Source organism: Cellulomonas fimi (assembly GCF_028583725.1).
Classification (GTDB): domain Bacteria; phylum Actinomycetota; class Actinomycetes; order Actinomycetales; family Cellulomonadaceae; genus Cellulomonas; species Cellulomonas fimi_B.
Genome location: NZ_CP110680.1, coordinates 2005255 through 2031885, shown reverse-complemented (window position 1 = coordinate 2031885; position 26631 = coordinate 2005255). Strand labels below are relative to the sequence as shown.

Genomic DNA, 26631 nt, shown 5'->3' with positions numbered 1-26631 from the left:
GACCCGCGGAGGGTCTCAGGGCGCCTCGAAGCCGATCGCCTTGTGGCTCCCGTCGCACCACGGCTTGATCGCCGACGCCCCGCACCGGCACAGCGCGACCGTCGCGCGGTGCTTGGCGACGGGTTCGCCGCGGTCGTCGACGACCGGCACGTCGCCGCGCACGAGCAGGGGCCCGTCGGGGCACGCGACGATCGAGCCGCGCACGGGCGCCGGGGTGCGCTCGTCGGCGGCGCTCACGCGGCGCCCCGCAGGGACGACACGCCGCGCTCCCACGCCCCGACGAGGTGGGCGGCGACGAGGTCGTCGAGGAACAGGCACGCGCACGCACCGAACAGGATGTCGTCGACGAGCTCGGGCTCCTGCTCGGCGAGCCCGCCGGCGAGGTCACGGCCCGCGATCTGCTCGTGCACCGCATCGGCCTCGACGTGCTCGTCGAAGTACTCGGTGACGTCCGCGCCGTAGCCGTGCCGTCGGAAGCCGTCGCCGTACAGCCGGTTGGGCAGGGACGACGTCATCTCGAACGCCGCGAGGTGGCCGGCGACCGCGCCGCGCAGCCGGCGGTGCAGGCCGAGCAGCGACATCGCGTTGACCGCGGCCAGCGTCACGGCGGGCACGTCCTCGACGTACCGACCGAACGCCGTCTCGAGCCCGACGCCCTGCATCGTGCGCGCGAAGAGCGCGCTGTGCATGCGGTCGGGCGCTCCCCCGCCGTACTCGTCGGCCTGGATCTCGACGAGCGCGGCCTTCGCGGCGCCGCCCAGCCGCGGCACTGCCCACGTGTGCGGGTCGGCCTCCTTGAGCTGGTAGACGGACCGGTGCACGAGCAGCTCGTGCAGCTGCTCGTCGGTCGCGTGCCGGCCGACGTAGCGCGACAGGCTCGGGCCGGGTGTCGGGGCCGTCAGCGCGAACAGCGTGTCCGCGACGGCCCGCCGGTCCGCGGGCACACCCTCCGGGACCGTGACCCGGGCGCGGAGCTCGCGCTCGAACGCCTCCTCGAGCACGGCCCGCGCGCGCAGCAGGTCGGGCGCCCACTCCCACGCGTCGTCGACACCCTCGACCCCCGCGTAGTGCAGCTCGTACAGGACGAACAGCGTGAGCTGCACGTCCTCGTCGGTCAGCAGGTCGGTGCCCTGCTCGACGGCCCGCCGGGCGGCGTGCCCGAGCCGGTCGTCCGGCGGCGCGTCCGCGCGAGGGGCCGCCGACGCGAGCGCGTCGAGGACGACGGCACCGAGAGGGCCGCGGGGCTGGGGCGACTTCATCGGGTCTCCGGGGTGGCGGGAGCACGGCCACGCCTCCGAAGCCGTCGAGCACGACCAGCCTCACACGCCGCGACGCCGCCCGCACGGCGAGCCGCTCACCCGGGACGAGTGCCCTGACCAGCGACGATCACCCACGACGGGTGAGGAAACTGCACCACGGGTGGCGACATCGTGGACCTAGCCGGGGAGCCCGCCGGTGAGGACCGAGGAGGCACGCGATGGACACGTTCTGGGACTGGTTCTGGCTGCTCGTGTGGTGGTTCGTCTTCTTCATGTACCTGGTGCTGCTGTTCCAGATCATCGGTGACCTGTTCCGCGACCGGTCGATGGGCGGCTGGGGCAAGGCGCTGTGGGTCATCGGCCTGATCTTCCTGCCGTTCCTGACGGCGCTCATCTACATCATCGCCCGCGGCCGCGGCATGGCGGAGCGTCAGATGGCGCAGCTCCAGGAGACGCAGGCCGCGACCGACGAGTACATCCGGAAGACCGCACAGGCATCACCGGCGAGCGCGATCGCCGAGGCGAAGAAGCTGCACGACCAGGGCGTCATCGACGCCGACGAGTTCGCGCAGCTGAAGGCCAAGGCGCTCGCCTGACCCGCCGAGCGATGGACGGGAGGGGCCCGTCGCCCGGCGGGCCCGCGGGCCGCACCCGACGCGTGGTGCGGCCCGCGGCTGCGCCCCCGGACGACTTCGGGGTCGTGCTCGCGCTGCTGTGCGTCGTCTACCTGGTCTTCGTGCTCACCGCGGAGCCGTGGACCAACTGGTTCGTCGTGCTCGGCTACCTCGGTGCGCTGTTCTTCGCGGTCCGGACGTCGCGCCCTGGTCCGCGGCTGCGACGCGTGGTCCGCGTGACGCTCGCGGTCGCGGCGGGCGGGACGGTCGCCGCGCTCGCGCTGCTGCCCGAGGACACCGCGGTCGGCGTGGTCAACGGCGTCTTCTGCGCCCTGCTCGGACTGACGCTCGTGACCGTCCTGGGCCGGATCCTCACGCGCCGCGCGGTCACGCTCAGCATGATCGCCGGCGCCGTGAGCGCCTACCTCATCATCGGCCTGTTCTTCGCCAACCTGTTCGGCGTCCTCGCGTGGCTCCTGCCCGAGCCGTTCTTCGCCGACGGGCAGACCGCGGACCAGCAGTCGCTCCAGTACTTCTCGTTCACGACGCTCACGACCGTCGGGTACGGCGACTACACGGCCGCGAGCTTCGCCGGCCGAGGCGTCGCGACCTTCGAGGCGCTCATGGCCCAGATCTTCCTCGCGACGCTGGTCGCGCGGCTCGTCGCCTCGTACCGGCGGCAGGTGGACACCGACGAGGACCGGGCCTGAGCGGCCGCTCGCCGCGCGCCGCGCGGGCCGCTCCCCCACACTTGCGGCGTGCGAACCATGGGTGTCGAGGAGGAGTTCCTGCTGGTCACGCCCGAGGGCGTGCCGTACGCGGTGGCGCCGACGGTGCTGCGGCTCGCGGCCGACGAGCCGTCGGACCCGCGCCCCGGCGGGGACCTGGAGAAGGAGTTCAAGCAGGAGCAGGTCGAGGTGTCGACGCACCCCTGCACCGACCTCGACGACCTGCTCGCGCAGGTGCGCGACGGCCGCGCCCGCACGGACACGCTCGCACGGCGCGCCGGCGCACGGATCGCCGCGCTCGGGACCGCGCCGCACGTCGTCGAGTCCACCGTCATCCCCGACCGCCGCGCCCACGAGATCCGCGCGCGGTTCGGGCAGACGGCGCGCGAGCAGCTCACGTGCGGGTGCCACGTGCACGTCGCGGTCGCCGACGACGACGAGGGCGTGCACGTCATCGACCACCTGCGCGCCTGGAACGCGGTGCTCCTCGCGCTCAGCGCCAACAGCCCGTCGTGGCTCGGCGCGGCCACCGGGTACGCGAGCTACCGCTCGCAGGTGTGGGGGCGCTGGCCCACGGCCGGCGCGACGGCGCCGTTCGGCGACGCCGCCACGTACCGCGCGGTCATCGCCGAGCTGCTGCGCTCGGGGACCGCGCTCGACGACGGGATGATCTACTTCGACGCCCGCCTGTCCGCCCGGTACCCGACGGTCGAGGTCCGGGTCGCCGACGTGTGCCTCGACCCGCAGGACGCCGTGCTGCAGGCCGTGCTCGTCCGCGCGCTCGCGGAGACCGCGGTCCGCACCGACCCCGACCCGGCGCCTGTGCGCGCGGAGATCCTCCGGTCCTGGACGTGGCGCGCGGCGCGCTCCGGCACGACCGGCGAGCTCGTCAGCCCGTCGACCGGCGAGCCGCGTCCGGCGGCCGACGTCGTCGCCGAGCTCGTCGACCACGTGCACGACGCGCTGGTCGAGTCGGGCGAGCTCGACTGGGTGCAGGCCCGCGTCGCCGACGTCCTGCGCCGCGGGAACGGCGCGGTCCAGCAGCTCGCCTGGCGAGCCGAGGGCGCCGACGACGACGCGGTCGTGCGCCGCGCCGCGGAGGTCACGCTCGGCTGACGGCGGTCGGTCCGCCGCGCCGGTCAGCCCGGGGTGCCGCGCGCGTCGTCGTCCGCGGGCTCGCTCGCGTCGTCCGTCAGCGGCTCGGTCGTCGGCGCCTGGCTCTCGTGACCCGGCGGCAGCGGGTCGGGGTCCGCGCCCAGCGTGGGCAGGTCGGGCTGCTGCGGGTCGAAGCTGTCGGGCAGGTTCTCGCTCATCGCCTCACCGTGACACCGCGCACGACGTCGCGCACCCGCACGCCCCGGGCTGTCCGGGGCGCGACCGACCCGCCCGGCACCGCCGCCCGGCGCTCCCCCGGTCGCGGCCCGCCGTGCCCGGGCCGACGATGGACACCGGGTGAAGCATGCGCCCGCGGGCGGTCCGGCCGCCCACCCACGGACGCCCCGGCGCGCCGGGGCCGCGGAGGTGCTGACGATGAGCTTCGAGCAGGAGTCCGGCCACCTGACCGGCACCAAGGACAAGGACTACAACATCCTGTGGTTCACCCAGGCGTGCCTCGACAACGTGCTGCGCCTGGAGACCTACGCGCAGGACGCCGAGCGCGACGGCGACACCGAGCTCGCCGAGTTCTTCCGCCGCGCGCAGGGCGAGAGCCGCAAGGGCGCCGAGCAGGGCAAGCAGCTCCTCGCGTCGCGGTTGCGCTGACGTGGGGCCGAGCACCACACCGCCGGTCGACCTCCGCCTGGTGCGGACATACCTGAGCGACCACCTCACGGGGGCGTCCGGCGTCATCTCGCGCGTCGGGTGGATGGTCGAGCGGTACGCGGGCACGTCAGCCGAGCCGGTCCTCCAGCGGCTCCTCGACGAGCTGCGCCAGGAGCGGCGCGTCGTGCGGGGGCTCGCGGACCACCTGGGCGTCCGTCTGTCGTCGTGGAAACCGGCGGCCGCGGTCGCGGCCGAGCACGCGGGCCGGCTCAAGCCGAACGGCCGGCTCGTGCAGCGGTCGCCGCTGTCGCTGCACCTCGAGCTCGAGGCGCTGCGCTCGGGCATCGCCGGGAAGCGGTCGCTGTGGGCGACGCTGGAGGTCTGGTCGGAGACGTTGCGCCTGGACCGCGAGCGCCTCGCCGGGCTCCGCCGCCAGGCGGACGACCAGGTGCGCGCGGTCGACGGGCTCGCGGAACGCGTGCGGACGGTGGCGTTCGCGACCGAGGCGGCCGTGCCGGACGTCACGGCCGACGCGTCGCCGGTGTGACGACGCCGCCCGCAGCGCGAGCGCACGGACGCCCGTCGGGGACGGGGTGCGGTCCCGGCGGGCGTCCGCGCGCCCGGCGAGGTCAGCCCGCGAGCGCGGCCCGCAGGAACGCGATGTCCTCCGCCTGACGCTCGGCGGGCGTCTCGACGACGGCGTCGCAGCCGGCCTCGCGCACGACGTGCGCGATGAGCTCGGGCGGGATGGTGCCCGTCGCGAAGCTCGCGTGCCGGTCGCGGCTGGACCCGGCCTCGTCGCGCGAGCTGTTGGCGTGCACGAGGTCGATGCGGCCCGTGATGGCACGCAGCCGGTCGACGATCGTCTCCAGGTCCTCGCCCGCGGCCCACGCGTGGCACGTGTCGAGGCACACGCCGACGTCGTAGCCGCCGATCGCGTCCCAGAGCATCGCCCACCGGTCGAGCGTCCGGGCGCACGCGTTCTCGCCGCCCGCGGTGTTCTCCACGAGGACGCGCACGGGGTAGGTCGCGCGCTCGAACGTCTTGCGCCAGTTGTCGATGCCGACCGCGACGTCGTCACCGTCCCCGACGTGCCCGCCGTGCACGACCAGCCCGCGCGCGCCGAGCCCGGCGGCGGCCGCCGCGTGCTGGGCGATCATGTTCCGGCTCGGGATCCGGATGCGGTTGTTGGTCGACGCGACGTTCACCAGGTAGGGCGCGTGCGCGTAGAGGCCGAGGCCGCTCGCGACGAGCGCGTCGGCGTCGTCGCGAGGCACGGGCTTCTTCCACCCCTGCGGGTCGGCCAGGAAGATCTGGACGGCCTGGGCGTCGACCTCGGCGGCGGCGGCCACCGGGTCGGCGTCGCGGACGTGGGCGCCGATGAGCACCACGGTCGTCTCCTTCGGTGGGGGGCGTCGGGCAGGGGTCAGGCTAGCCGCCGCCTCCGACGCCGGCGGTCACGCGCCGGTGAGCGAGCCGAGCGGCACGTCCGGGTCGGCGAGCCGTTCACGGTCGACGACCGCGCCCGACCGGATGAGCGCCTGCACGTCGTCGACCACGTCCCAGACGTTGACGTTCATGCCGGCGACGACCCGTCCGTCGCGCCGCCAGAACGCGACCAGCTCGCGCGCGACGAGGTCCCCGCGGACGACGACCTCGTCGTACCCACCCCCGGTGTGCCCGACGTACTCCATGCCGAGGTCGTACTGGTCGGTGAAGAAGTAGGGCAGCCGGTCGTACGGCTCGTCGCGACCGAGGATCGTCGCGGCCGCCGTCGCGGGCTGGTTCAGGGCGTTGGCCCAGTGCTCGACGCGCACGTGCGTGCCGAGCAGCGGGTGCGCGGCGCGCGCGATGTCGCCGACCGCCAGCACGCGCGGGTGCGACGAGCGCAGGTGCTGGTCGACGACGACGCCGTCCTCGACGTGCAGCCGCGCGTGCTCCGCGAGTGCCGTCCGCGGCGCCGCCCCGATGCCGACCACGACGAGGTCCGCGGGGACGACCGTGCCGTCCTCGAGCGCCACGCCGCCGACCGACGTGCCGTCCCCGGCGGCGACGATCTCGACCACGTCCGCGCGCGTGCGCAGGTCGACGCCGTGCTCGCGGTGCAGGTCGGCGAACAGCGCCGCGAGCTCGGGGCCGAGGACGCCGACGAGCGGGAGCACGTCGCGGACCAGCACGGTGACGTGCGCGCCGGCGGCGCGGCCGGCGGCGGCGACCTCGAGCCCGATCCACCCGCCGCCCACGACGACCACGCGCCGGTCCGCCGTGAGCGCGGCGCGCAGGCGGTCGCTGTCGCCGAGGGTGCGCAGGTACACGACACCGTCGAGGCCGGCCCCGGGGACGTCGAGCCGTCGCGGCTCGGAACCGGTCGCGAGGACGAGGTGGTCGAAGGCGGTGCGACCGCCCGACTCGTCGACGACGTCGCGCGCACCGAGGTCGAGCGCGGTGACGGTCGTCCCGGTGCGCAGGTCGACGTCGTGCGCCGCGTACCAGCCGGCGTCGTGCACGAACGCGGCGTCGCGCGCGTCGTTCCCGAGGAGGTACCCCTTGGACAGGGGCGGTCGCTCGTAGGGCCGGTCGGTCTCGGCCCCCAGGAGCACGACGTCCCCGTCGAAGCCGCCCTCCCGCAGCGCCTCGACGGTCTTGGCGCCGGCGAGGCCGGCTCCCACCACGACGACCCGACCGGACACGACGACCTCCTGCAAGGACGAGCGGGCGGCGCCGGCGGAGCGGGCACCCAGCCCAGCGCAGCAGGTCAGGAGCGTTCCCGCAACGGCTCACGGTGTGCCGAACTCCACCCTGCTCCCCCGCGCCGGATCGGCGCGCGGCTGGCACATTGGGCGGATGCTGATGTGGCCGGGACGCCCCTATCCCCTGGGCGCCACCTACGACGGGACCGGGACCAACTTCGCGCTGTTCTCCGAGGTCGCCGAACGGGTCGAGCTGTGCCTGTTCGACGCCGACGGTTCGGAGACGCGCGTCGACCTGACGGAGGTGGACGCGTTCGTCTGGCACGGCTACCTGCCCGCGGTCGGACCGGGCCAGCGGTACGGCTACCGCGTGCACGGGCCGTACGACCCGGCGCGCGGACTGCGCTGCCACCCGTCGAAGCTGCTGCTCGACCCGTACGCGAAGGCGATCGACGGGCAGGTCGACAACGACCCGTCGCTCTACACGTACCGGTTCGACGACCCGACGGCGACGAACGACGACGACTCCGCGCCGCACACGATGAAGTCCGTCGTGGTGAACCCGTACTTCGACTGGGGCCACGACCGCCCGCCGCAGCACCAGTACCACGAGTCCGTGATCTACGAGGCGCACGTGCGCGGCCTCACGCAGCAGCACCCCGCGGTGCCGGAGGAGCTGCGCGGCACGTACTCGGGCCTCGCGCACCCGGCGGTGATCGAGCACCTGTCGTCGCTCGGGGTGACGGCGGTCGAGCTCATGCCGGTGCACCAGTTCGTCAACGACCCGGTGCTGCAGGACAAGGGCCTGTCGAACTACTGGGGCTACAACACGATCGGGTTCTTCGCGCCGCACAACGAGTACTCGGCGTACGGCGGGACGGGTCAGCAGGTGCAGGAGTTCAAGGCCATGGTCAAGGCCCTGCACGAGGCCGACATCGAGGTCATCCTCGACGTCGTCTACAACCACACGGCCGAGGGCAACCACCTGGGCCCGACGCTGAGCTTCCGCGGCATCGACAACGCGAACTACTACCGGCTCGTCGACGACGACCCCGCGCACTACTTCGACACCACGGGCACGGGCAACTCGCTGCTCATGCGGTCGCCCAACGTGCTGCAGCTCATCATGGACTCGCTGCGCTACTGGGTGACCGAGATGCACGTGGACGGCTTCCGGTTCGACCTCGCGGCGACCCTGGCCCGGCAGTTCCACGAGGTCGACCGACTGTCGGCGTTCTTCGACCTGGTCCACCAGGACCCGGTGATCTCGCAGGTCAAGCTCATCGCCGAGCCGTGGGACGTCGGCGAGGGCGGCTACCAGGTCGGCGGGTTCCCCCCGCTGTGGTCGGAGTGGAACGGCAAGTACCGCGACACGGTGCGCGACTTCTGGCGCTCGGAGCCGTCGACGCTCGGCGAGTTCGCGAGCCGCATCTCGGGGTCGTCCGACCTCTACGAGCACACGGGCCGCCGGCCGATCGCGTCGGTCAACTTCGTGACCGCGCACGACGGCTTCACGCTGGCCGACCTGACGTCGTACAACGAGAAGCACAACGAGGCGAACGGCGAGGGCAACGCCGACGGCGAGAGCCACAACCGGTCGTGGAACTGCGGCGCCGAGGGCCCGACGGACGACGAGCACGTCCTCAACCTGCGCGACCGCCAGCGGCGCAACTTCCTCGCGACGCTCCTGCTGTCGCAGGGCATCCCGATGATCCTGCACGGCGACGAGCTGGGCCGGACGCAGCAGGGCAACAACAACGTGTACTGCCAGGACGGCCCGATCTCGTGGGTCGACTGGGACCTCGACGAGCGGCAGACGAACCTGCTGGAGTTCACGCGGCGCGTCGTGCGCCTGCGGCAGGACCACCCGGTGTTCCGCCGCCGCCGGTTCTTCGCGGGCAAGCCCGACGAGGCCGACCCGTCGGACCTCAAGGACATCGAGTGGCTCGCCCCAAACGGGGAGCACATGAGCCCGGAGACCTGGAACAGCGACCTCGCACGCGCGGTCATGGTGTTCCTCAACGGCGACGCGATCGCCGAGCCGGACATGCGCGGCGAGGAGATCGTCGACGACTCGTTCCTCGTGCTGTTCAACGGCGAGCCCGAGGCGGAGACGTTCGTCGTGCCGTCGCACCGGTACGGCGACTCGTGGACCGTCGTGTTCGACACGGACTCGCAGGTCGCACCGGGTGCGTCTCTCGACGCGGGCGAGGACGTCGCGCTCGCGCACCACTCGGTCGTCGTCCTGACGCGCCCGCCGCTGCAGACCAAGCCGTCCCCGTCGGGCATCGGCGTGGTCGCGGACGTGGCGCACGAGGCGTCCCGCATGCGCCGGCAGGGCGCGGGCGGTCGGGCCGCGGGCAGCGACGAGCCGCGCCGCCGCTCGCGGAAGACGCCGGGCGCGTGACCGAGCAGCGCACCGCCGGCTCCCGGCCGACGCCCGCACGGCGGCTCACGGGTCCGGGCCGGCCGGTGCCGGTGTCCACCTACCGGGTGCAGCTCGGCGCCGACCTCACGCTCGACGACGTCGCGGCCCGCGTGCCGTACCTGGCGTCGCTGGGGGTGACGCACGTCTACCTGTCGCCCGTCCTGACCGCCGCGCCGGGCTCGACGCACGGCTACGACGTGGTCGCGCACGACGAGGTGTCGCCCGTCCTCGGCGGGCTCGCAGCGCTGCGCCGGCTGTCCGCGGTCGCGCACGAGGCGGGCCTCGGGCTGGTGCTCGACATCGTGCCGAACCACATGGCCGTACCGACCCCGGTGTGGCACAACCGTCCGCTGTGGTCGGTGCTCGACAAGGGCGCGGACTCCCCGTTCGCGCCGTGGTTCGACGTCGACTGGTCCGCGGGCGGCGGCGACGTGCTCATGCCCGTGCTCGGCGACCGGATCGGTGCGGTGCTCGCGCGCGGCGAGATCCGGCTCGACGAGGCCGACATCCCGGACGAGGGCGTGCGACCGGTGCTGCGCTACTACGACCACGTCTTCCCCGTCCGGGCCGGCACCGAGGCGCTGCCGCTCGCCGAGCTGCTCGAACGCCAGCACTACCGGCTCGCGTACTGGCGGGTGGCGGACGAGGAGCTCAACTACCGGCGCTTCTTCGACGTCGGGACGCTCGTCGCGATCCGCGTCGAGGACCCCGCGGTGTTCGACGCGACGCACCGGCTCGTGCTCGACCTGATCGCCGACGGCACGCTCGACGGCCTGCGCATCGACCATCCGGACGGCCTCGCCGACCCGGCGGGCTACCTCGCGCGGCTGCGCGAGGCGAGCGGCGAGGCGTGGGTCGTCGTCGAGAAGATCCTGCAGGGCGACGAGCGGCTGCCCGGTGACTGGGACACCGCGGGCACGACCGGCTACGACGCGCTGTGGCGGATCCAGCAGACGTTCGTCGACCCCGGCGGTGCGGCGATCCTGGGCGGCACGATGCACCGGCTCACGGGCGACACGTCGGACGCGTTCCCGGAGATCGCGGCGCAGGCCAAGCGCGAGATCGTCGACGGGCCGCTGTACGCGGAGGTGCACCGGCTGACAGCGCTCGCGGCCGACATCTGCACCGAGGACCTGCGGCTGCGGGACCACACGTGGCGCGCGCTCGAAGAGTGCCTCGTCGAGCTGCTCGTCGCGTTCGACCGCTACCGCGCATACGTCGTGCCGGGTGAGCACGTGCCGGCGGAGTCCGTCGAGGTCGTCGAGGCAGCGGCCCGCGAGGCCCGCGCGCGCCTGTCCCCCGAGCGTGGCGAGACGATGGACGTGCTCGTCGACCTGCTGCTCGGGCGCGAGGTCGGCAGCGCGGGCCTGACGCGGGGCCGGCGTCGCGACGAGCTGGTCGTGCGGTTCCAGCAGACGTGCGGCGCGGTCACGGCGAAGGGCGTCGAGGACACGGCGTTCTACCGCTGGACGCACCTGGTGGGGCTGTGCGAGGTCGGCGGCGAGCCCGAGCGGTTCGCGCTCACGCCCACCGACCTCGCGGCGTGGGCCGCGGACCTGCAGGTGTCGTCGCCGCTCGGCATGACGACGCTCTCGACGCACGACACCAAGCGCGGCGAGGACACTCGCGCGCGGCTCGGCGTGCTGTCCGAGCTGCCGCTGGAGTGGTCGGCTCTCGTCGACGCGCTGCGCGCGGCGTCCGCCCCCTTCCGCGGCACGCTGCTCGACGGACGCACCGAGTACCTGCTGTGGCAGACGCTCGCCGGGACGTGGACGCAGGACGGCCCGATCGCGGCCGACCGGCTCACCGAGTACCTCACGAAGGCGATCCGCGAGGCCAAGTCCCGCACGACGTGGACGGCACCCGACGAGGCGTACGAGCGCGCGGTGCTCGACACCGCTCGCGCCGCGCTCGCCGACCCGACCGTGCACGACCTCCTGACCGCGTGGGAGGCGCGCACCCGCCCCGCGGTGCGCTCCGCGACGCTCGGCACCAAGCTCGTGCAGCTCACGCTGCCCGGCGTGCCCGACGTCTACCAGGGCACCGAGGTCCCCGAGCCGACCCTCGTCGACCCCGACAACCGGCGACCCGTCGACCACGACGCGCTCGCCGCCCGGCTCGCGCGCCTCGACGACGGCGCCGGACCGCGCGACCTCGCGGACGAGAAGCTCCTCGTCACGTCGCGCGCGCTGCGCCTGCGCCGGGACCTGCCCGAGGCGTTCGTCGGCCCCGAGGCCGGCTACGTGCCGCTCGCGCACTCGTCCGGTCACAGCCTCACCTACGCCCGGACCGTGGCGGGCGAGCCGCGCGTCGCGGTCGTCGCGACCCGGCTGCAGGCGTCCGTCGACCGCCTCGGCGGCTGGGGCGAGCACACCGTCGCGCTGCCGGAGGGCGAGTGGCACGACGTGCTCACCGACCGCCCGGTGACGGGCGGCGTGTGCGAGGTCGGCCCGCTCCTCGACCGCCTCCCCGTCGCGCTGCTCGTCCGGACGGAGGGCTGACGCCGTGCGCCCGCACGTGTGGGCCCCGGACGCCCGCAGCGTCGACCTCGTGCTGCCCGCGACGCGCGAGCGGGTCGGCCTGACGCCGGACGGGGACGGCTGGTGGACGGTCAAGCGCGACCTGTCCCACGGCACCGACTACGCGTACGCGCTCGACGGCGGCGACCCGCTGCCCGACCCGCGCAGCGCGTGGCAGCCCGACGGGGTGCACGGGCCGAGCCGTGTCTTCCACGCGGGCCGGTTCACGTGGACCGACGACGGGTGGAGCGGGCTCGACGTGCGCGGCCGGGTCGTCTACGAGCTGCACGTCGGGACCTTCACGCCCGGAGGGACCCTCGACAGCGCCGCGGACGCGCTGCCTGAGCTCGTCTCGCTCGGGGTCGACCTCGTCGAGCTCATGCCGGTCGCCCCGTTCGACGGCCCGCGCGGCTGGGGCTACGACGGTGTCGGCCTCTACGCCGTGCACGAGGCGTACGGCGGTCCGGAGGCGCTGCAGCGGTTCGTCGACGCCGCGCACGGCCTCGGCCTCGCGGTGTGCCTCGACGTCGTGCACAACCACCTCGGCCCGTCCGGCAACTACACGGGACTGTTCGGCCCGTACGCGACGGACGCGCACCACACGCCGTGGGGCTCGGCCATCAACCTCGACCAGCCGGGATCGCACGTCGTGCGCCGGTGGATCGTCGACAGCGCGCTGCGCTGGCTGCGCGACTTCCACGTCGACGCGCTGCGCCTCGACGCGGTCCACGAGCTGCGCGACGACTCCGAGCAGCACCTGCTCGCGCAGCTGTCCGACGAGGTCACCGCGCTGTCCGAGCGCGTCGGCCGGCCCCTGTCACTGATCGCCGAGACGGACCTCAACGACGTCGTGAGCGTCGCCCCGACCGCAGCCGGCGGCTGGGGCATGACCGCGCAGTGGGCCGACGACGTGCACCACGCCCTGCACGCGCTGCTGACGGGCGAGCGGCACGGCTACTACGTCGACTTCGGCACGCCCGCGACGCTCCGGCACGCGATGACGCGCGTGTTCGTGCACGACGGCGGCTTCTCGACGTTCCGCGACCGGGAGTGGGGCCGACCCGTCCCGAGCGGGACCGACGGCCACCGGTTCGTCGTGAGCACGCAGACGCACGACCAGGTCGGCAACCGCGCCGTCGGTGATCGCCCCGCCGACCGGCTCGACGCGGGCACGCTCGCCGGGTCCGCCGCGCTGCTCCTGCTCTCGCCGTTCACGCCCATGCTGTTCCAGGGCGAGGAGTGGGGCACCCGCACCCCGTTCCAGTTCTTCACGTCGTTCCCCGACCCCGAGCTCGGCCGGCTCGTGAGCGAGGGACGCCGGTCCGAGTTCGGCGGCCACGGCTGGGCGGACCTGTACGGCGGCGCCGTCGAGGTGCCCGACCCGCAGGACGAGGCGACCTTCCACCGGTCGGTGCTCGACCGCGCTGAGCGCTCCCGGCCGCCGCACGACCGGCTGCTCGACTGGTACCGCGAGCTCGTCGCGCTGCGCCGCTCCGTCCCCGAGCTCGCGTCGGGCGACCTCGCCGCGACCGACCTCACGTGGGACGGCCCGGACTCCTCTGACGGTCCGTGGCGGGGCGTGCTCGTCCTGCACCGCGGCGCCGCGCGCGTGGTCGTCAACCTCACCGACGACGAGGCCCGTGTCCCGCTCCCCGCGGACGCTCCGCTCGACGTCGCCGCCGCGTGGGAGCCGTGCGCGCTCAGGTCCGGCGCCGAGCCGCACGTCGTCGTCCCGGCCCTCTCGGTCGCCGTGCTCGTCCCCGCCCGCGCGGACTGACGCGACCCGACGCGGGACGGTCAGGCGGTGACGCGGGCCGCGCCGTCGGCCGCGAGCGCGCCGAGGCGGGACAGCGCGCGGTAGTACTTCTTGCGGTAGCCGCCGCGCAGCATCTCGGCGGAGAACAGGTCGTGCTCTCCCCCGCCGCCGAGCAGCACGGGCACGTCGCGGTCGTACAGGCGGTCGACGAGCACGACGAGGCGCAGCGCGACGTCCTGCGTCGGCACGGGCGCGACGCCGGTGAGGCCGACGAGCTCGACGCCGTCGAGCAGTGCGCCGTACCGGCTCGGGTGGACGCGCGCGAGGTGGTCGAGCAGCGCGGGGAACGCGTCGAGCGTCGCGCCGGGCACACCGGTGACCGCCCGGCGCACGGCGTCGTCGGCGAGCCCGTCGGCGTCGGTCACGACGGACCGGTGCCGGTAGTCCTGCCCGTCGACGCGCAGCACCTCGAACCGGGCGGCGAGCGCCTGGATCTCGCGCAGGAAGTCGTCGGCGGCGAAGCGGCCCTCGCCGAGCGACTCGGGCAGCGTGTTCGACGTGGCCGCGAGCGCGACGCCGCGGTCGGCGAGCTCGCGCAGCAGGCGGGACATGAGGACGGTGTCGCCGGGGTCGTCGAGCTCGAACTCGTCGATGCACACGAGCTTCGTGGCGGCGAGCGCCTCGACGGTCGGCAGGAAGCCGAGCGCGCCGACGAGGTTGGTGTACTCGACGAACGTGCCGAACGCGGCGTCGTGCGTGCCGACGGCGTGCGCGAGCGACGCGAGCAGGTGGGTCTTGCCGACGCCGAAGCCGCCGTCGAGGTAGACGGCCGGCGGGGTGCGGCGGGACGCGCGGCGGAACAGACCGCCCCCGCGACCGGAGCCGTCGGTGATCGTGCGCGCCACGGCGCGGAGCCTGTCGACGGCCTCGCGCTGCGACGGGTGCGCGGCGTCGGGCACGTAGGTGTCGAACGACTCGCCCGCGAAGTGGCGGGGCGGGACGAGCTCGGCGAGCAGCCGCTCGGGCGGGACGACGGGCGTGCGCGCGGTGAGCGAGGCCGGTCCCGGGTGCGCGCCGCCGGGGCGGGCGGCGGGGTCGACGGCTGTCACGACGGACAAGCCTACGTCCGGCATCCGGGACGTACGTCCCGGGGTGAGCGGCATCACTCCAGGACGCGACGCGCGCGGGCGCGGAGCGGCCTCTACACCGGGACTGGACACCTGTCCCACATACCGGTGCGCTCGTCTCACCATACGGAAGCCTTCTCCCGTGTCACTCGTTCGTCTGACAGCCTCGTCGGGTGATCGCGACCGGGTCCCCCGCCATGTGTCGGTGCTGCTGCGCCGCCGCGGGCCCGGCCATGTCGATGTGCTGCTGTCCGCGGAGAGACTGACCCCGCCCCACGTCCCCCAACGCCCGGGCGCGCGGTCTGCGCCCCGAGCCCCGTCCCCCGGCGGTGGGTGCAGCACGCACGTCCACGATCCCCCGGAGGTAGCGCCCGATGGCGCAGACCAGGATCGCCCCGCCCGCAGCCCGCCACGAGGGCCAGTGGGCGTTCGACGAGCAGCGCGAGCCGCTCAACGGCAACGAGAAGCTCAAGCAGGAGGACGACGGCCTCAACGTCCGCCACCGCATCGAGACGATCTACGCCCAGCAGGGCTTCGACTCGATCCCCGGTGACGACCTGCGCGGCCGGATGCGCTGGTGGGGCCTGTACACCCAGCGCAAGCCCGGGATCGACGGCGGCAAGACCGCCACGCTCGAGCCGCACGAGCTCGAGGACTCGTACTTCATGCTCCGCGTCCGCTGCGACGGCGGGACGCTGACGCTCGACCAGCTCCGCACGGTCGCCGGCATCTCGCGCGAGTTCGGCCGCGGCACCGCGGACATCACCGACCGGCAGAACATCCAGCTGCACTGGGTGCGCATCGAGGACGTCCCGGAGATCTGGCGCCGCCTGGAGTCCGTCGGGCTGACCACGCAGGAGGCGTGCGGCGACGTCCCGCGCGTCATCATCGGCTCGCCCGTCGCGGGCGTCGCGGCCGACGAGATCGTCGACGGCACCCCGGCGATCGAGGAGATCCACCGCCGCTACATCGGCGACCCGGCGTTCTCGAACCTGCCGCGCAAGTTCAAGACCGCGATCAGCGGCTCGCCGCACCAGGACGTCGCGCACGAGATCAACGACGTCGCGTTCGTCGGCGTCGTGCACCCCGAGCTCGGCCCCGGCTTCGACGTGTGGGTCGGCGGCGCGCTGTCGACCAACCCGATGCTCGGCAAGCGGCTCGGCGCGTTCGTCACGCTCGACCAGATCCCCGACGTGTGGGTCGGCGTCACGAGCATCTTCCGCGACTACGGCTACCGGCGGCTGCGGACGCGCGCCCGCCTCAAGTTCCTGCTCGCCGACTGGGGCCCCGAGCTGTTCCGGCAGGTGCTGGAGGAGGAGTACCTCGGCTGGACGATGGCCGACGGGCCCGCGCCTCCCCCGCCGCCCACGGGCCGCCGCGACCACGTCGGCGTGCACCCCCAGAAGGACGGCCGCTTCTACGTCGGCGCCGCCCCGACGGTCGGGCGCGTGTCGGGCCCGCTGCTCGATGCCGTCGCCGACCTCGTCGAGGCCGCCGGCTCGGACCGCGTGCAGCTCACCACCGAGCAGAAGCTCGTCGTCCTCGACGTCGCCGCCGACCGCGTCGACGCGCTCGTCGAGGGCCTGGAGGCGCTCGGGCTACAGGTGCGCCACGCGTCCACGTTCCGACGCGGGACCATCGCGTGCACGGGCATCGAGTTCTGCAAGCTCGCGATCGTCGAGACCAAGGCGCGCGCGGCGCTCATCATCGGCGAGCTCGAGCAGCGCCTGCCGACGTTCGACCAGCCCATCACGATCAACGTCAATGGCTGCCCCAACTCGTGCGCACGCATCCAGACCGCCGACATCGGCCTCAAGGGCGCACTCGCGGGCGGCGAGGAGGGCTACCAGGTCCACCTCGGCGGCGGCCTCGGCCTCACGAGCGGCCTCGGCAAGACGCTGCGCGGCCTGCGCGTGCCGTCGTCGGAGCTGCCGGACTACCTGGAGCGGGTCACGCGGAAGTTCGACGAGCAGCGCCTCGAGGGCGAGCTGTTCGCCGAGTGGGTGCAGCGCGCGGCCGAGGAGGACCTGCGATGAGCGACTCCGGACAGCGGGCGGTCCCCTACTACTGCCCGTTCTGCGCGAGCGAGGACCTGTGGCCCGCGGGCGAGACGCACGGGCAGTGGGAGTGCCGCTCGTGCGCCCGCGCGTTCGCGCTGCGGTTCGTCGGGCTGGCGTCGGCCGCGACGGCCACCCCCGCCCGGCCGGCGGGAGGGGACCGATGAGCACCGCGACCCCCGCGGTCGCCGACCTCACACCGGACGAGCTGCGCGCGTTCGCCGAGCAGGCGGGCCGCGACCTTGAGGGCGCGCACCCGAGCGAGATCCTCGCGTGGGCGGGCCGGACGTTCGGCGACGACCTCGTCGTCGCGTCGTCGATGGGCGACGAGGTGCTCGTCGACCTCGTCGCGAAGGCGATCCCCGGCGCGAACGTCATCTTCCTCGACACCGGCTACCACTTCGCCGAGACGATCGGCACGCGCGACTACTACGCCGACTTCACGGACATCCGGCTCCGCACGATCCTGCCGCTGCGCACCGTCGCGGAGCAGGACGCCGAGCACGGTCCGCGCCTGCACGACCGTGACCCGAACCTGTGCTGCGCGCTGCGCAAGGTCGAGCCGCTCGAGCGGGGCCTCGCGCCGTACACCGCGTGGGTCACCGGGATGCGCCGCGAGGACGCCCCGACCCGCACCGACATCACGATCGTCGGCTGGGACGCGAAGCGCGCCAAGGTGAAGCTCAACCCGATCGCGGCGTGGAGCCAGGCCGACGTCGACGCGTACGTCGCCGAGCACCACGTCGTGCTCAACCCGCTGCGGCAGGCCGGCTACACGTCGATCGGCTGCGCCCCCTGCACGCGTGCGACGGCCCCGGGCGAGGACCCGCGGGCCGGACGCTGGTCCGGTACCTCCAAGACGGAATGCGGTCTGCACACATGACGACTGAGGCCACGGCTCCCCCCACCGCGGCGGCACCCACCCCACGGCTGACCCAGCTCGACACGCTCGAGTCCGAGGCGATCCACGTCATGCGCGAGGTCGCCGGCGAGTTCGAGCGACCCGTGCTGCTGTTCTCGGGCGGCAAGGACTCAATCGTCATGCTGCACCTGGCGCGCAAGGCGTTCTGGCCGGCGCCCGTGCCGTTCGCGGTCATGCACGTCGACACCGGGCACAACTTCCCCGAGGTCATCGACTACCGCGACGCGACGGTCGAGCAGTACGGCCTGCGGCTGGTCGTGGCGAGCGTGCAGGACGCCATCGACGACGGCCGGGTCGTCGAGCGTCCCGACGGCTCGCGCAACCCGCTGCAGACCGTCCCGCTGCTCGACGGCATCACCGCGCACCGCTTCGACGCGGTGTTCGGCGGCGGCCGCCGCGACGAGGAGAAGGCGCGCGCCAAGGAGCGGATGTTCTCGCTGCGCGACGAGTTCGGGCAGTGGGACCCGCGCCGGCAGCGTCCCGAGCTGTGGGACCTGTACAACGGCCGGCACAAGCCCGGTGAGCACGTGCGCGTCTTCCCGCTGTCGAACTGGACCGAGCTCGACGTGTGGCGGTACATCGAGCGCGAGCGCATCGAGCTGCCGTCGATCTACTACGCGCACGAGCGCGAGGTGTTCCTCCGCGACGGCATGTGGCTCGCGCCCGGCGAGTGGGGCGGCCCGCGCGCCGGCGAGACGCTCGAGACCCGCACGGTCCGCTACCGGACCGTCGGCGACATGAGCTGCACCGGTGCCGTCGAGTCGACGGCCGCGACCGTCGCCGACGTCATCGAGGAGGTGGCCGTGAGCCGCCTCACCGAGCGCGGGGCGACCCGCGCCGACGACCGGGCCTCGGAGGCCGCCATGGAGGACCGCAAGCGCGAGGGCTACTTCTGATGACGACGACCACCGACCTCGCTCCTGCGGACCCGACCGTGCACGCGCAGCGCGACCTGCTGCGCCTGGCCACCGCCGGATCCGTCGACGACGGCAAGAGCACGCTCATCGGGCGCCTGCTCTACGACACGAAGTCCGTCCTCGCCGACCAGCTCAGCGCCGTCGAGCGCGCGACCGCCGCCCGCGGCGGGTCCGAGGCCGGAGCGGTCGACCTCGCGCTGCTCACCGACGGCCTGCGCGCCGAGCGTGAGCAGGGCATCACGATCGACGTCGCGTACCGGTACTTCTCGACGGCCCGGCGCGCGTTCGTGCTCGCCGACACCCCCGGCCACGTGCAGTACACGCGCAACATGGTCACCGGCGCGTCGACCGCGGAGCTCGCGATCGTGCTCGTCGACGCGCGCAAGGGCGTCCTGGAGCAGACCCGGCGGCACGCGACCATCACCGCGCTGCTGGGCGTCCCGCACGTCGTGCTCGCCGTCAACAAGATGGACCTCGTCGACTTCGACGAGGCGACGTTCCGCGCGATCGCCGACGAGTTCACGCGGTACGCCGACGCGATCGGCCTGACCGACGTGCACGCCGTGCCGCTGTCGGCCCTCGCCGGCGACAACGTCGTCGACCGCTCCGACCGCACGCCCTGGTACGACGGCCCGACGCTGCTCGAGCACCTCGAGTCCGTCCCGGTCGGGCGCGACGCGCACGCCGAGGCGTTCCGGTTCCCCGTGCAGGTCGTCATCCGGCCGCGCACCGCCGAGCACCCCGACTACCGCGGGTACGCAGGACGCGTCGCGTCGGGCGTCGTGCGCGTCGGCGACGACGTCACCGTCCTGCCGTCGGGCAAGACGAGCACCGTCACCGGGATCGACACGTTCGACGGCCCGCTCGACGAGGCGCACGCGCCGCAGTCCGTCACGCTGCGCCTCGCCGACGACGTCGACGTGGCCCGCGGCGACGTGCTCGTCCCCACGGGCGAGACCGTCACGGTCGGCGCCGATCTGGAGGGCACCGTCTGCTGGCTGGCCGAGCGACGCAGCGTCCTCGGTGCGCGCGTGCTCGTGCGCGTCGGCACGCGGACCGTCCGGGCGCTGCTGCGCGAGGTCAACGCGCGGCTCGACATCGACACCCAGACCGTCGAGGTGTGGGACGGCGTCGACACCCAGTACACGGTCGACGCGACCGACACGTCGTCCGACACCGCGCCGCGCGCGCTCACGCTCAACGCGATCGGCCGCGTGCGGCTGCGGCTCGCCGAGCCGGTCGTCCTCGACGACTACGCGACGCACCGCAGCACGGGCGGCTTCCTGGTCGTCGACCCCGCCGACGGCACGACGCTCGCCGCCGGGATGGTGGGCCCCACGCTGCTCGACCGCCTCACCCCGACACCGCCCCCGAGCGCGGCGGACGACGACTGGCTCGCCGGGGCCGGCATATGACGGACGCGCCGCCCGCGACCGGCAGACTGGACGACATGCCTCGTCATCCCCTCCTGCTGGACGTCGCCGGGCGGCGCGTGGTCGTCGTCGGAGGCGGGCCGGTCGCCGCGCGCCGTGTCACGCGGCTGGTGGACGACGGCGCCGACGTCCTCGTCGTCGCGCCGCGGCTGTGCGAGGACCTCGCCGACCTCGTCGCGCGCGACGCCGTCCGCTGGGCCGGTCGCGCGTACGCGACCGGCGACCTCGACGGTGCCTGGCTCGTGCACACCGCGACGGGCGACCCGGCCGTGGACGACGCGGTCGCCGCCGACGCCGAGGCGTCGCGCACGTGGTGCGTCCGGGCCGACGACGCGACCCGCTCGACCGCCTGGACACCGTCCGTCGCCCGGGTCGACGACGTGACGGTCGCCGTCACCGCGGGCCGCGACCCGCGTCGCGCGGCCGCCCTGCGCTCGGCCGTGCAGCTGCTGCTGGAGACCGGCGAGCTGCCCCTGCGTCGGCACCGCCGCGGTCCCGTCGGCACCGTGACGCTCGTCGGTGGCGGTCCCGGGGACCCAGGGCTGGTCACGACGCGCGGGCGGCGCGCCGTGGCGGAGGCCGACGTCGTCGTCGTGGACCGGCTCGCGCCGCGCGCGCTGCTCGACACGCTCGACCCCGACGTCGAGGTCGTCGAGGCCGGCAAGTCCCCGCACGCGCACACCCTCACGCAGGAGCAGATCAACGAGGTGCTCGTCGAGCGTGCGCTGCGCGGGCTGCGCGTCGTGCGGCTCAAGGGCGGCGACCCGTTCGTGCTGGGCCGCGGCGGCGAGGAGGTCCAGGCGTGCCTGGTCGCCGGTGTCCCGGTCGAGGTCGTCCCCGGCGTCACGAGCGCGATCGCCGTGCCCGGCGTCGCCGGGGTTCCCGTCACGCACCGGGGCGTCTCGCGGCAGGTGACGATCCTGTCGGCGCACGACAGCGCCCCCGACTGGCCGTCCATCGCGGCGCTCGACGGCACGCTCGTCCTGCTCATGGGCGTCGGCCGGCTCGCGGAGCACGCCGCGACGCTCGTCGCGCACGGCAAGGACCCCGCCACCCCGGTCGCGGTCGTCGAGAACGGCACGCTGCCCGGCCAGCGCACGACCGTCGGCACGCTCGCGGACATCGCGCAGCGCGCCGCCGAGCGCGGCGTCGGCAACCCCGCGGTCGTCGTCGTGGGCGAGGTCGCGGCGCTCGCCGACGTGCTCGGCCCGCACGACCCCGCGACCGGTCGCCTGCCGGGCTGACCGGCCCTGACGTGCGGCGACGTGCCGCTCACCACACGGCCCCGACTGTCCCGGACCGCCGACCTGGCCTAGCGTGAACGCGTGCCGGTGACCGACGAACTGCCCCCGCTCGACATCCTGCTGCCCCTCGAACGCGCCGGTGAGCGCCTCGAGCCGCGGACCGACGAGGCCGAGCTGCTCGCGCTGCTGACCGACCGCATGCCCGTGGACCCCCCGCGCGGCGTGCACGTGCGGGCCAACATGATCAGCACCGTCGACGGTGCCGCCACCGGCGCCGACCAGCGCAGCGGCACGATCAACGGCCTCGCGGACTTCCGGGTGTTCCGCGCGCTGCGGGCCCTCGCCGACGTCGTGCTGGTCGGTGCGCAGACCGCCCGCGCGGAGCGCTACCGGGCGCTCGCCGTGCCCGAGGGCCTGGCCGAGACGCGGCGGGCGTTCGGCCGCTCACCCGAGGTCGAGCTCGCCGTCGTGAGCGCGAGCGCCGACCTGCCGCCCGAGCTGCTGGAGGGGACGCGCCCGCCGATCGTCGTCACGACGAGCGCGAGCCCCCGCCTCGACGCGCTGCGCGACCGGATCGGGCAGGACCGGGTCATCGTGACCGAGTCGGATGCCCCCGGGGTCGTCGACCTGCGCGTCGCGCTCGCCGCCCTCGGCGCGCGGGGACTGTCCCACGTCCTCGCGGAGGGCGGTCCCACGCTGCTGGGCGAGCTGATCGAGGCGGACCTGGTGGACGAGCTCTGCGCGACGACGAGCCCGCTGCTCGTCGGCGGCCCCGCACCGCGCATCGTGCGCCACGGCGAGTGGTTCGACCCGGCCCGGCACCTGCGTCCGTTGCACCTCCTGCACGCGGACGGTGTGCTGCTCGGACGGTGGCAGGTCGTTAGGCTCGGCGCGTGACCGACACGATCCTGGTCCTGGTCGAGGACACCCTGACCGCGTCCGACGTCGAGCACCTGCTGTCGCTGCACGACGGCGAGGAGCTCGAGTACCGCGTGCTCGTCCCCGCCGACAGCGACCGCCCGCTGCTCTCGACGATCATCGACAACCTCAGCCTGGGCGAGCTCCGCGAGGCGTTCGACCGTGCACGTGGCAAGGAGCCCAGCGTCCGCGAGGCCCGCGCGACCGCCGCGGAGCAGCTCGCGGGCAGCGTCGCCGCGTTCACCGCCGCCGGCCGCACCGCGACGGGCGAGATCACCGAGGACGATCCGATCCCGGCGGTGCGCGCCGCCGTCGCCGCGGGCGGCGTCCGCGAGGTCGCGGTCGTCACCTATCCGCACGCACTCGAGGACACGTTCCACCGCGACTGGGCGTCCCGTGCGCGCGAGGACCTGCAGGTCCCGGTGCTGCACCTCTACGCGGGTACCAGCGAGCTCGGCTGACTCGCGCGGGCGCGGGCCGACGGGACCCCGCTGCCCTGACACGCGACGGCCCGTCCGCGAGACGTTCGCGGACGGGCCGTCGTGGCGTCGCGTCGGTCGCGCGTCGCGGGACCGACGAGCCGGCTCAGAAACCGGTGTCGGTGACCTCCGGGTAGTACCGCCGGAACTTGCGCACCTGGTTGATCTTCGCGGCCCACACGTACGCCCGACGCCGCGGCGACAGGTCCTTGCCGTAGGCGAGGGGGTGCGCCGTGGCGCGGGACCGCACGAGCCGGCGGACGCGCGCCGCGAGCTGCGGGTCGCGCACGTACCGGAGCAGCAGGCGGTGCGGCACGATCGAGTAGAGGACCTCGCGCTCGACGACGACCGGCTCGACGGCCCGGCCCTCGACGTGGTCCTCGACGACGAACCGCATCGGGTTCGCCCCCGCGGCCGTCACGTAGTAGTTGTTCCGACCGATCCGCGGGTTGACCTCGAAGAACCGGAAGAGGCCCGTGCGCGGGTCCACCTTGACGTCGAAGTTCGCGAAGCCGCGGTAGCCGGTCGACGTGAGGAACCGTCGCGCCTGCTCCAGCATCGCGTCGTCGCGGTAGGTGATCATCGCGGCGGGGTTCCCCAGCCCGGACGGCGTGTGCTCCTCGAGCAGCACGTGGGCGCAGCACAGCAGCGTGATCTCTCCCCGGCTGTCGACGTACGCGGTGATGGACCGCATCTGCGTGTCGTCGCCGGGCACGAGCTCCTGCACGACGAACCGCCCGCGGAACCCGGCGCCGCGCAGCGCACCCCACAGCCAGACCAGCTCGTCGGGCGTCGCGATCTCGAAGACCTTCTTCTTGCCCTCGAACTCGACGTCCTGGTAGTCCGCGCTGCTCGCCGCCTTGGCGATGAGCGGGTAGTCGAGGTCGACCGGCGCGGGCGCCCAGCCGGCCTCGTCGGCCGACGTGAAGTCCTGGACGATCGTGCGCGGCACGGAGATGTCGAGCCGGTCGCAGATCTCCGCGAAGGTCGCCTTGTCGGAGATCTGGTCGAGCAGGTCCTCGGACAGGAACGGCACGACGTAGTACGGCTCGAGCTCGGCGCGGTGCTGGACGACGACCCGCACGAGCCAGTCGGAGTTCGCCATGAGCAGCAGGCGCCGGTCGGACATCCGCCGGGCGACCTCGAGCAGCCGGTCGACGAGCTGCCGGGGGTCGTGCCCGTCGGCGACGATCTCGTGGTCGACGATCCGCGAGTGCGCGACCGGCCCGAGGGCGGCACCGGCGACGACGACCGAGCGGACGCCGTACGCCTCGTGGAACGACCGGGCCATCGCGTAGACGCCGATGTCGGCGCCGAGGATCACGGGCTGGAGCGGACCGCCGCCGCCCCGGGTCGTGCTCGGGGCGGCGGTGGTCGGGACGGGCTCGCTCACGCGTCCTGCTCGGTGCGGTCGGCGGACCACGTGGTGTGGAAGGTGCCGTCCTTGTCGGTGCGGCGGTAGGTGTGGGCGCCGAAGAAGTCGCGCTGGGCCTGGATCAGCGCCGCGGGCAGCCGCTCGGCGCGGACCCCGTCGTAATAGGCCAGGGAGGAGGAGAACGCCGGGGTCGGCACCCCGTGCAGGGCCGCGCCGGACACCACGCGCCGCCAGGCCTGCACGCCGTTGGCCACGGCGCCGGTGAAGTACTCGTCGGCCAGCAGCAGCGGCAGGTTGACGTCGCGCTCGTAGGCCTCGGTGATCCGGTTGAGGAACCGGGCCCGGATGATGCACCCCCCGCGCCAGATCCGCGCCATCGCCCCCCGGTCGATGTCCCACCCGAACTGCGCCGACGCCGCCGCGATCTGGTCGAACCCCTGGGAGTAGGCGACGACCTTCGAGGCGTACAGGGCCAGGCGCACGTCCTCGATGAACGCCTCCCGGTCCTCGACCGCCCACGGGGTCGTGTGCGCGGGCAGCACACCACGCGCAGCCTCGCGCTGCGGGACCGACCCCGACAGCGCCCGCGCGAACGTCGCCTCGGCGATGCCGGTGATCGGCACCCCCAGGTCCAGGGCGTTCTGCACCGTCCAGCGGCCGGTGCCCTTCTGCTCGGCCTGGTCCAGCACCACGTCCACGAACGCCGACCCGGTGGCGGCGTCCACGTGCTGCAGCACGTCGGCGGTGATCTCGATCAGGAACGACTCCAGGTCCCCGGTGTTCCAGTCCGCGAAGATCTGCCCGATCTCCGCCGCGCTGGCGCCCAGGCCCTGCTTGAGCAGGTCGTACGCCTCGGCGATCAGCTGCATGTCGGCGTACTCGATGCCGTTGTGCACCATCTTCACGAAGTGCCCCGCACCATCCGGCCCGACGTAGGTGCAGCACGGCACCCCGTCGACCTTCGCCGAGATCTTCTCCAGGATCGGACCCAACCACTCATACGACTCGGCGGTCCCGCCGGGCATGATCGACGGGCCCAGCAGCGCACCCTCCTCACCACCGGAGACACCCGAGCCCACGAAGTGCAGACCCTTCTCCCGCAACGCACGCTCACGGCGGATCGTGTCCGGGAAGTGCGCGTTCCCGGCGTCGACCACGATGTCGCCCTCGTCCAGCAACGGCACCAGCTCATCGATCACCGCATCGGTCGCCGCACCGGCCTTGACCATCACCACGATCTTGCGCGGCCGCGCCAACGACGCCACGAAGTCCGCCGTGCTCTCAGAAGCGACGAACGTCCCCTCATCCCCGTGATCGGCCAGCAACGACTGCGTCTTCGCAAACGACCGGTTGTGGATCGCGACGGTGAACCCGTTCCGGGCGAAGTTGCGGGCCAGGTTGCGGCCCATCACCGCCAGACCGGTGACGCCGATCTCGGCCGTGCCGGGTGCCGTGGTGTTCGCGGCCATGCGTGAGGTGCTCCTTGTCGTCGACGGCCGGATCGCGCGGGCAGACCCGTGCGCAGGGCGCGAGACGGGTGCGGCGACGTCCGGTGGGAGTGCGCCGTCAGCCTAGCGGCGTAGCGGTTCGACGGGAGCGGCGTGCCGGACGTCAAGACGGCGACCTCGCCCGTACGCTCCGAGCGTGACTCCCGCAGGTCCCGAGGACGTCCCCGCCGAGTTCGTCCGTGCGCTCCGATCGCTGCGCAACGTGACGGTCCGGTCCGAGGTCGTGCTCGACGAGGTCCCTGGTCCCGCCCGGATCGCCCCGTTCTCCGCCGCGCTCACGGCCGAGGTGCGCAGCGCGCGCCGCTCGGTCGCCGCCGCCGAGCTCGCGTCGGGCCGGTTCGTCGTGCTCTACGACCCCGAGGGCCAGGAGGCGTGGGAGGGCTCGTTCCGCCTGGTGACGCTCGTGCGGGCCACGCTCGAGTCGGAGGTCGGGACCGACCCGCTGCTCGCCGAGGTCGCGTGGACCTGGTTCACCGACGCGCTCGAGTCGGCCGGCCTCGAGCCGCACGCCGCGGGCGGCACCGTGACCCGCGTGCTGTCGCAGAGCTTCGGCGCGCTCGAGCGCCGCGCGGAGCAGACCGAGCTCGAGATCCGCGCGTCCTGGACCGCGGCGGGCGAGGACCTGGGGCCGCACCTGCGGGCGTGGGCGACCCTGCTGTGCACGGCCGCAGGCCTGCCCCCGCTCCCCGAGGGCGTCGTCCCCCTCGGCCCGCGCCGCTGACGCACCTCGACGCACCTGCGACGGGCCGCTGACCGCCCGCTGACGTACCGCTGGGCCGCGCGCCGGCCGGCACACCGCTGCACCCCCAGGGCGTGGACAGGGGCGTCCACGAGCCGAGGCGCGCGCCCGCTCCCTACCGTGCCCACGGCGAACCTGTCGCGGATCCGTGCCCCGC

General features: G+C 74.0%; 25 protein-coding genes. 17 read left to right on the top strand and 8 right to left on the bottom strand.

Annotated elements, in window-relative coordinates; all coding sequences use genetic code 11:
* Positions 1-15: 15 nt before the first annotated feature.
* Together OOT42_RS09310 and OOT42_RS09305 are read right to left on the bottom strand one after the other, a co-directional pair.
* Positions 16-237, bottom strand: a complete 222-nt coding sequence (locus OOT42_RS09310) for a CDGSH iron-sulfur domain-containing protein (RefSeq protein ID WP_273654580.1) — start codon at positions 235-237, stop codon at positions 16-18.
* Positions 234-1259 carry an iron-containing redox enzyme family protein gene (locus OOT42_RS09305; protein WP_273654579.1) on the bottom strand — a complete coding sequence of 342 codons (1026 nt, stop codon included), beginning with the start codon at positions 1257-1259 and terminating at the stop codon, positions 234-236. The genes OOT42_RS09310 and OOT42_RS09305 overlap by 4 nt, the downstream gene beginning before the upstream one ends.
* A gap of 218 nt (positions 1260-1477) precedes the next feature.
* Here OOT42_RS09305 and OOT42_RS09300 point away from each other — a divergent pair, with 218 nt between their 5' ends.
* From OOT42_RS09300 to OOT42_RS09290, 3 genes are read left to right on the top strand one after another with little or no spacing between them, the layout of a single operon-like run.
* Positions 1478-1855: an SHOCT domain-containing protein gene (locus OOT42_RS09300; protein ID WP_273654578.1), complete on the top strand. Its 378-nt coding sequence runs from the start codon at positions 1478-1480 to the stop codon at positions 1853-1855.
* A gap of 11 nt (positions 1856-1866) precedes the next feature.
* Complete coding sequence (locus OOT42_RS09295) at positions 1867-2583, top strand: potassium channel family protein (RefSeq protein ID WP_273654577.1); 717 nt, start codon at positions 1867-1869, stop codon at positions 2581-2583.
* A gap of 57 nt (positions 2584-2640) precedes the next feature.
* Positions 2641-3717, top strand: coding sequence for a carboxylate-amine ligase (locus tag OOT42_RS09290; RefSeq protein ID WP_273654811.1), 1077 nt, complete (start codon positions 2641-2643; stop codon positions 3715-3717).
* Positions 3718-3740: 23 nt separating this feature from the next.
* Here OOT42_RS09290 and OOT42_RS09285 read toward each other — a convergent pair whose 3' ends face one another.
* Positions 3741-3914 carry a chromosome partitioning protein gene (locus OOT42_RS09285; RefSeq protein ID WP_273654576.1) on the bottom strand — a complete coding sequence of 58 codons (174 nt, stop codon included), beginning with the start codon at positions 3912-3914 and terminating at the stop codon, positions 3741-3743.
* A gap of 217 nt (positions 3915-4131) precedes the next feature.
* On the opposite strand from OOT42_RS09285, the gene OOT42_RS09280 reads away from it, so the two are divergent.
* Positions 4132-4362: a hypothetical protein gene (locus OOT42_RS09280; RefSeq protein WP_273654575.1), complete on the top strand. Its 231-nt coding sequence runs from the start codon at positions 4132-4134 to the stop codon at positions 4360-4362.
* A gap of 40 nt (positions 4363-4402) precedes the next feature.
* Positions 4403-4909 (top strand): hypothetical protein, encoded by a 507-nt coding sequence (locus OOT42_RS09275; protein ID WP_273654574.1) that lies wholly within the window; start codon positions 4403-4405, stop codon positions 4907-4909.
* A gap of 82 nt (positions 4910-4991) precedes the next feature.
* Here OOT42_RS09275 and OOT42_RS09270 read toward each other — a convergent pair whose 3' ends face one another.
* Positions 4992-5753, bottom strand: a complete 762-nt coding sequence (locus OOT42_RS09270) for a deoxyribonuclease IV (protein WP_273654573.1) — start codon at positions 5751-5753, stop codon at positions 4992-4994.
* A gap of 66 nt (positions 5754-5819) precedes the next feature.
* The gene (locus tag OOT42_RS09265; RefSeq protein ID WP_273654572.1) at positions 5820-7052 is read right to left on the bottom strand and encodes an NAD(P)/FAD-dependent oxidoreductase; all 1233 of its coding nucleotides are present in this window, start codon (positions 7050-7052) and stop codon (positions 5820-5822) included.
* A 154-nt stretch (positions 7053-7206) separates the two neighbouring features.
* On the opposite strand from OOT42_RS09265, the gene glgX reads away from it, so the two are divergent.
* From glgX to treZ, 3 genes are read left to right on the top strand one after another with little or no spacing between them, the layout of a single operon-like run.
* Positions 7207-9459, top strand: coding sequence for a glycogen debranching protein GlgX (glgX, locus tag OOT42_RS09260; protein ID WP_273654571.1), 2253 nt, complete (start codon positions 7207-7209; stop codon positions 9457-9459).
* On the top strand, positions 9456-11981 hold the full coding sequence (treY, locus tag OOT42_RS09255; RefSeq protein ID WP_273654570.1) for a malto-oligosyltrehalose synthase: 2526 nt from the start codon (positions 9456-9458) through the stop codon (positions 11979-11981). The genes glgX and treY overlap by 4 nt, the downstream gene beginning before the upstream one ends.
* Positions 11982-11985: 4 nt before the next feature.
* On the top strand, positions 11986-13776 hold the full coding sequence (gene treZ, locus OOT42_RS09250) for a malto-oligosyltrehalose trehalohydrolase (RefSeq protein ID WP_273654569.1): 1791 nt from the start codon (positions 11986-11988) through the stop codon (positions 13774-13776).
* A 20-nt stretch (positions 13777-13796) separates the two neighbouring features.
* On the opposite strand, the gene zapE is transcribed toward treZ, so the two are convergent.
* Positions 13797-14864, bottom strand: a complete 1068-nt coding sequence (gene zapE / locus OOT42_RS09245) for a cell division protein ZapE (protein WP_273654568.1) — start codon at positions 14862-14864, stop codon at positions 13797-13799.
* Positions 14865-15256: 392 nt separating this feature from the next.
* Here zapE and OOT42_RS09240 point away from each other — a divergent pair, with 392 nt between their 5' ends.
* The 8 genes from OOT42_RS09240 (at position 15257) to OOT42_RS09205 (ending at position 22834) form a co-directional block, all read left to right on the top strand.
* Positions 15257-16918 (top strand): nitrite/sulfite reductase, encoded by a 1662-nt coding sequence (locus OOT42_RS09240; RefSeq protein ID WP_273654567.1) that lies wholly within the window; start codon positions 15257-15259, stop codon positions 16916-16918.
* Positions 16915-17106 carry a hypothetical protein gene (locus tag OOT42_RS09235; protein WP_273654566.1) on the top strand — a complete coding sequence of 64 codons (192 nt, stop codon included), beginning with the start codon at positions 16915-16917 and terminating at the stop codon, positions 17104-17106. The genes OOT42_RS09240 and OOT42_RS09235 overlap by 4 nt, the downstream gene beginning before the upstream one ends.
* A complete protein-coding gene (locus OOT42_RS09230) occupies positions 17103-17822 on the top strand; it encodes a phosphoadenylyl-sulfate reductase (protein ID WP_273654565.1) in 720 nt (239 codons plus the stop codon). The genes OOT42_RS09235 and OOT42_RS09230 overlap by 4 nt, the downstream gene beginning before the upstream one ends.
* On the top strand, positions 17819-18757 hold the full coding sequence (gene cysD / locus OOT42_RS09225) for a sulfate adenylyltransferase subunit CysD (protein ID WP_273654564.1): 939 nt from the start codon (positions 17819-17821) through the stop codon (positions 18755-18757). Before OOT42_RS09230 ends, cysD begins: the two co-directional genes overlap by 4 nt.
* The gene (locus tag OOT42_RS09220) at positions 18757-20193 is read left to right on the top strand and encodes a sulfate adenylyltransferase subunit 1 (RefSeq protein ID WP_273654563.1); all 1437 of its coding nucleotides are present in this window, start codon (positions 18757-18759) and stop codon (positions 20191-20193) included. The genes cysD and OOT42_RS09220 overlap by 1 nt, the downstream gene beginning before the upstream one ends.
* 35 nt (positions 20194-20228) lie before the next feature.
* The gene (cobA, locus tag OOT42_RS09215) at positions 20229-21455 is read left to right on the top strand and encodes a uroporphyrinogen-III C-methyltransferase (protein WP_273654562.1); all 1227 of its coding nucleotides are present in this window, start codon (positions 20229-20231) and stop codon (positions 21453-21455) included.
* Between the two features lie 81 nt (positions 21456-21536).
* On the top strand, positions 21537-22352 hold the full coding sequence (locus tag OOT42_RS09210) for a dihydrofolate reductase family protein (protein ID WP_273654561.1): 816 nt from the start codon (positions 21537-21539) through the stop codon (positions 22350-22352).
* Positions 22349-22834, top strand: a complete 486-nt coding sequence (locus OOT42_RS09205; RefSeq protein ID WP_272727894.1) for a hypothetical protein — start codon at positions 22349-22351, stop codon at positions 22832-22834. Before OOT42_RS09210 ends, OOT42_RS09205 begins: the two co-directional genes overlap by 4 nt.
* A gap of 124 nt (positions 22835-22958) precedes the next feature.
* Here OOT42_RS09205 and OOT42_RS09200 read toward each other — a convergent pair whose 3' ends face one another.
* Entirely contained in the window at positions 22959-24245 is a 1287-nt protein-coding gene (locus OOT42_RS09200; protein WP_273654560.1) for a hypothetical protein, read from the bottom strand.
* On the bottom strand, positions 24242-25696 hold the full coding sequence (gene gndA / locus OOT42_RS09195) for an NADP-dependent phosphogluconate dehydrogenase (RefSeq protein WP_273654559.1): 1455 nt from the start codon (positions 25694-25696) through the stop codon (positions 24242-24244). Before gndA ends, OOT42_RS09200 begins: the two co-directional genes overlap by 4 nt.
* 175 nt (positions 25697-25871) lie before the next feature.
* Between gndA and OOT42_RS09190 the strand changes: the two genes are divergently transcribed.
* Positions 25872-26456 (top strand): DUF3000 domain-containing protein, encoded by a 585-nt coding sequence (locus OOT42_RS09190; RefSeq protein WP_272727891.1) that lies wholly within the window; start codon positions 25872-25874, stop codon positions 26454-26456.
* The last annotated feature ends 175 nt before the right edge of the window (positions 26457-26631 follow it).

Bases quoted from the DNA above. Each gene is read 5' to 3' on its own strand.
- OOT42_RS09305 (WP_273654579.1), bottom strand. From the start codon at position 1,259: ATGAAGTCGCCCCAGCCCCGCGGCCCTCTCGGTGCCGTCGTCCTCGAC.
- OOT42_RS09300 (WP_273654578.1), top strand. From the start codon at position 1,478: ATGGACACGTTCTGGGACTGGTTCTGGCTGCTCGTGTGGTGGTTCGTC.
- OOT42_RS09295 (WP_273654577.1), top strand. From the start codon at position 1,867: ATGGACGGGAGGGGCCCGTCGCCCGGCGGGCCCGCGGGCCGCACCCGA.
- OOT42_RS09290 (WP_273654811.1), top strand. From the start codon at position 2,641: ATGGGTGTCGAGGAGGAGTTCCTGCTGGTCACGCCCGAGGGCGTGCCG.
- OOT42_RS09285 (WP_273654576.1), bottom strand. From the start codon at position 3,914: ATGAGCGAGAACCTGCCCGACAGCTTCGACCCGCAGCAGCCCGACCTG.
- OOT42_RS09280 (WP_273654575.1), top strand. From the start codon at position 4,132: ATGAGCTTCGAGCAGGAGTCCGGCCACCTGACCGGCACCAAGGACAAG.
- glgX (WP_273654571.1), top strand. From the start codon at position 7,207: ATGCTGATGTGGCCGGGACGCCCCTATCCCCTGGGCGCCACCTACGAC.
- OOT42_RS09240 (WP_273654567.1), top strand. From the start codon at position 15,257: ATGGCGCAGACCAGGATCGCCCCGCCCGCAGCCCGCCACGAGGGCCAG.
- OOT42_RS09235 (WP_273654566.1), top strand. From the start codon at position 16,915: ATGAGCGACTCCGGACAGCGGGCGGTCCCCTACTACTGCCCGTTCTGC.
- OOT42_RS09230 (WP_273654565.1), top strand. From the start codon at position 17,103: ATGAGCACCGCGACCCCCGCGGTCGCCGACCTCACACCGGACGAGCTG.
- cysD (WP_273654564.1), top strand. From the start codon at position 17,819: ATGACGACTGAGGCCACGGCTCCCCCCACCGCGGCGGCACCCACCCCA.
- OOT42_RS09220 (WP_273654563.1), top strand. From the start codon at position 18,757: ATGACGACGACCACCGACCTCGCTCCTGCGGACCCGACCGTGCACGCG.
- cobA (WP_273654562.1), top strand. From the start codon at position 20,229: ATGCCTCGTCATCCCCTCCTGCTGGACGTCGCCGGGCGGCGCGTGGTC.
- gndA (WP_273654559.1), bottom strand. From the start codon at position 25,696: ATGGCCGCGAACACCACGGCACCCGGCACGGCCGAGATCGGCGTCACC.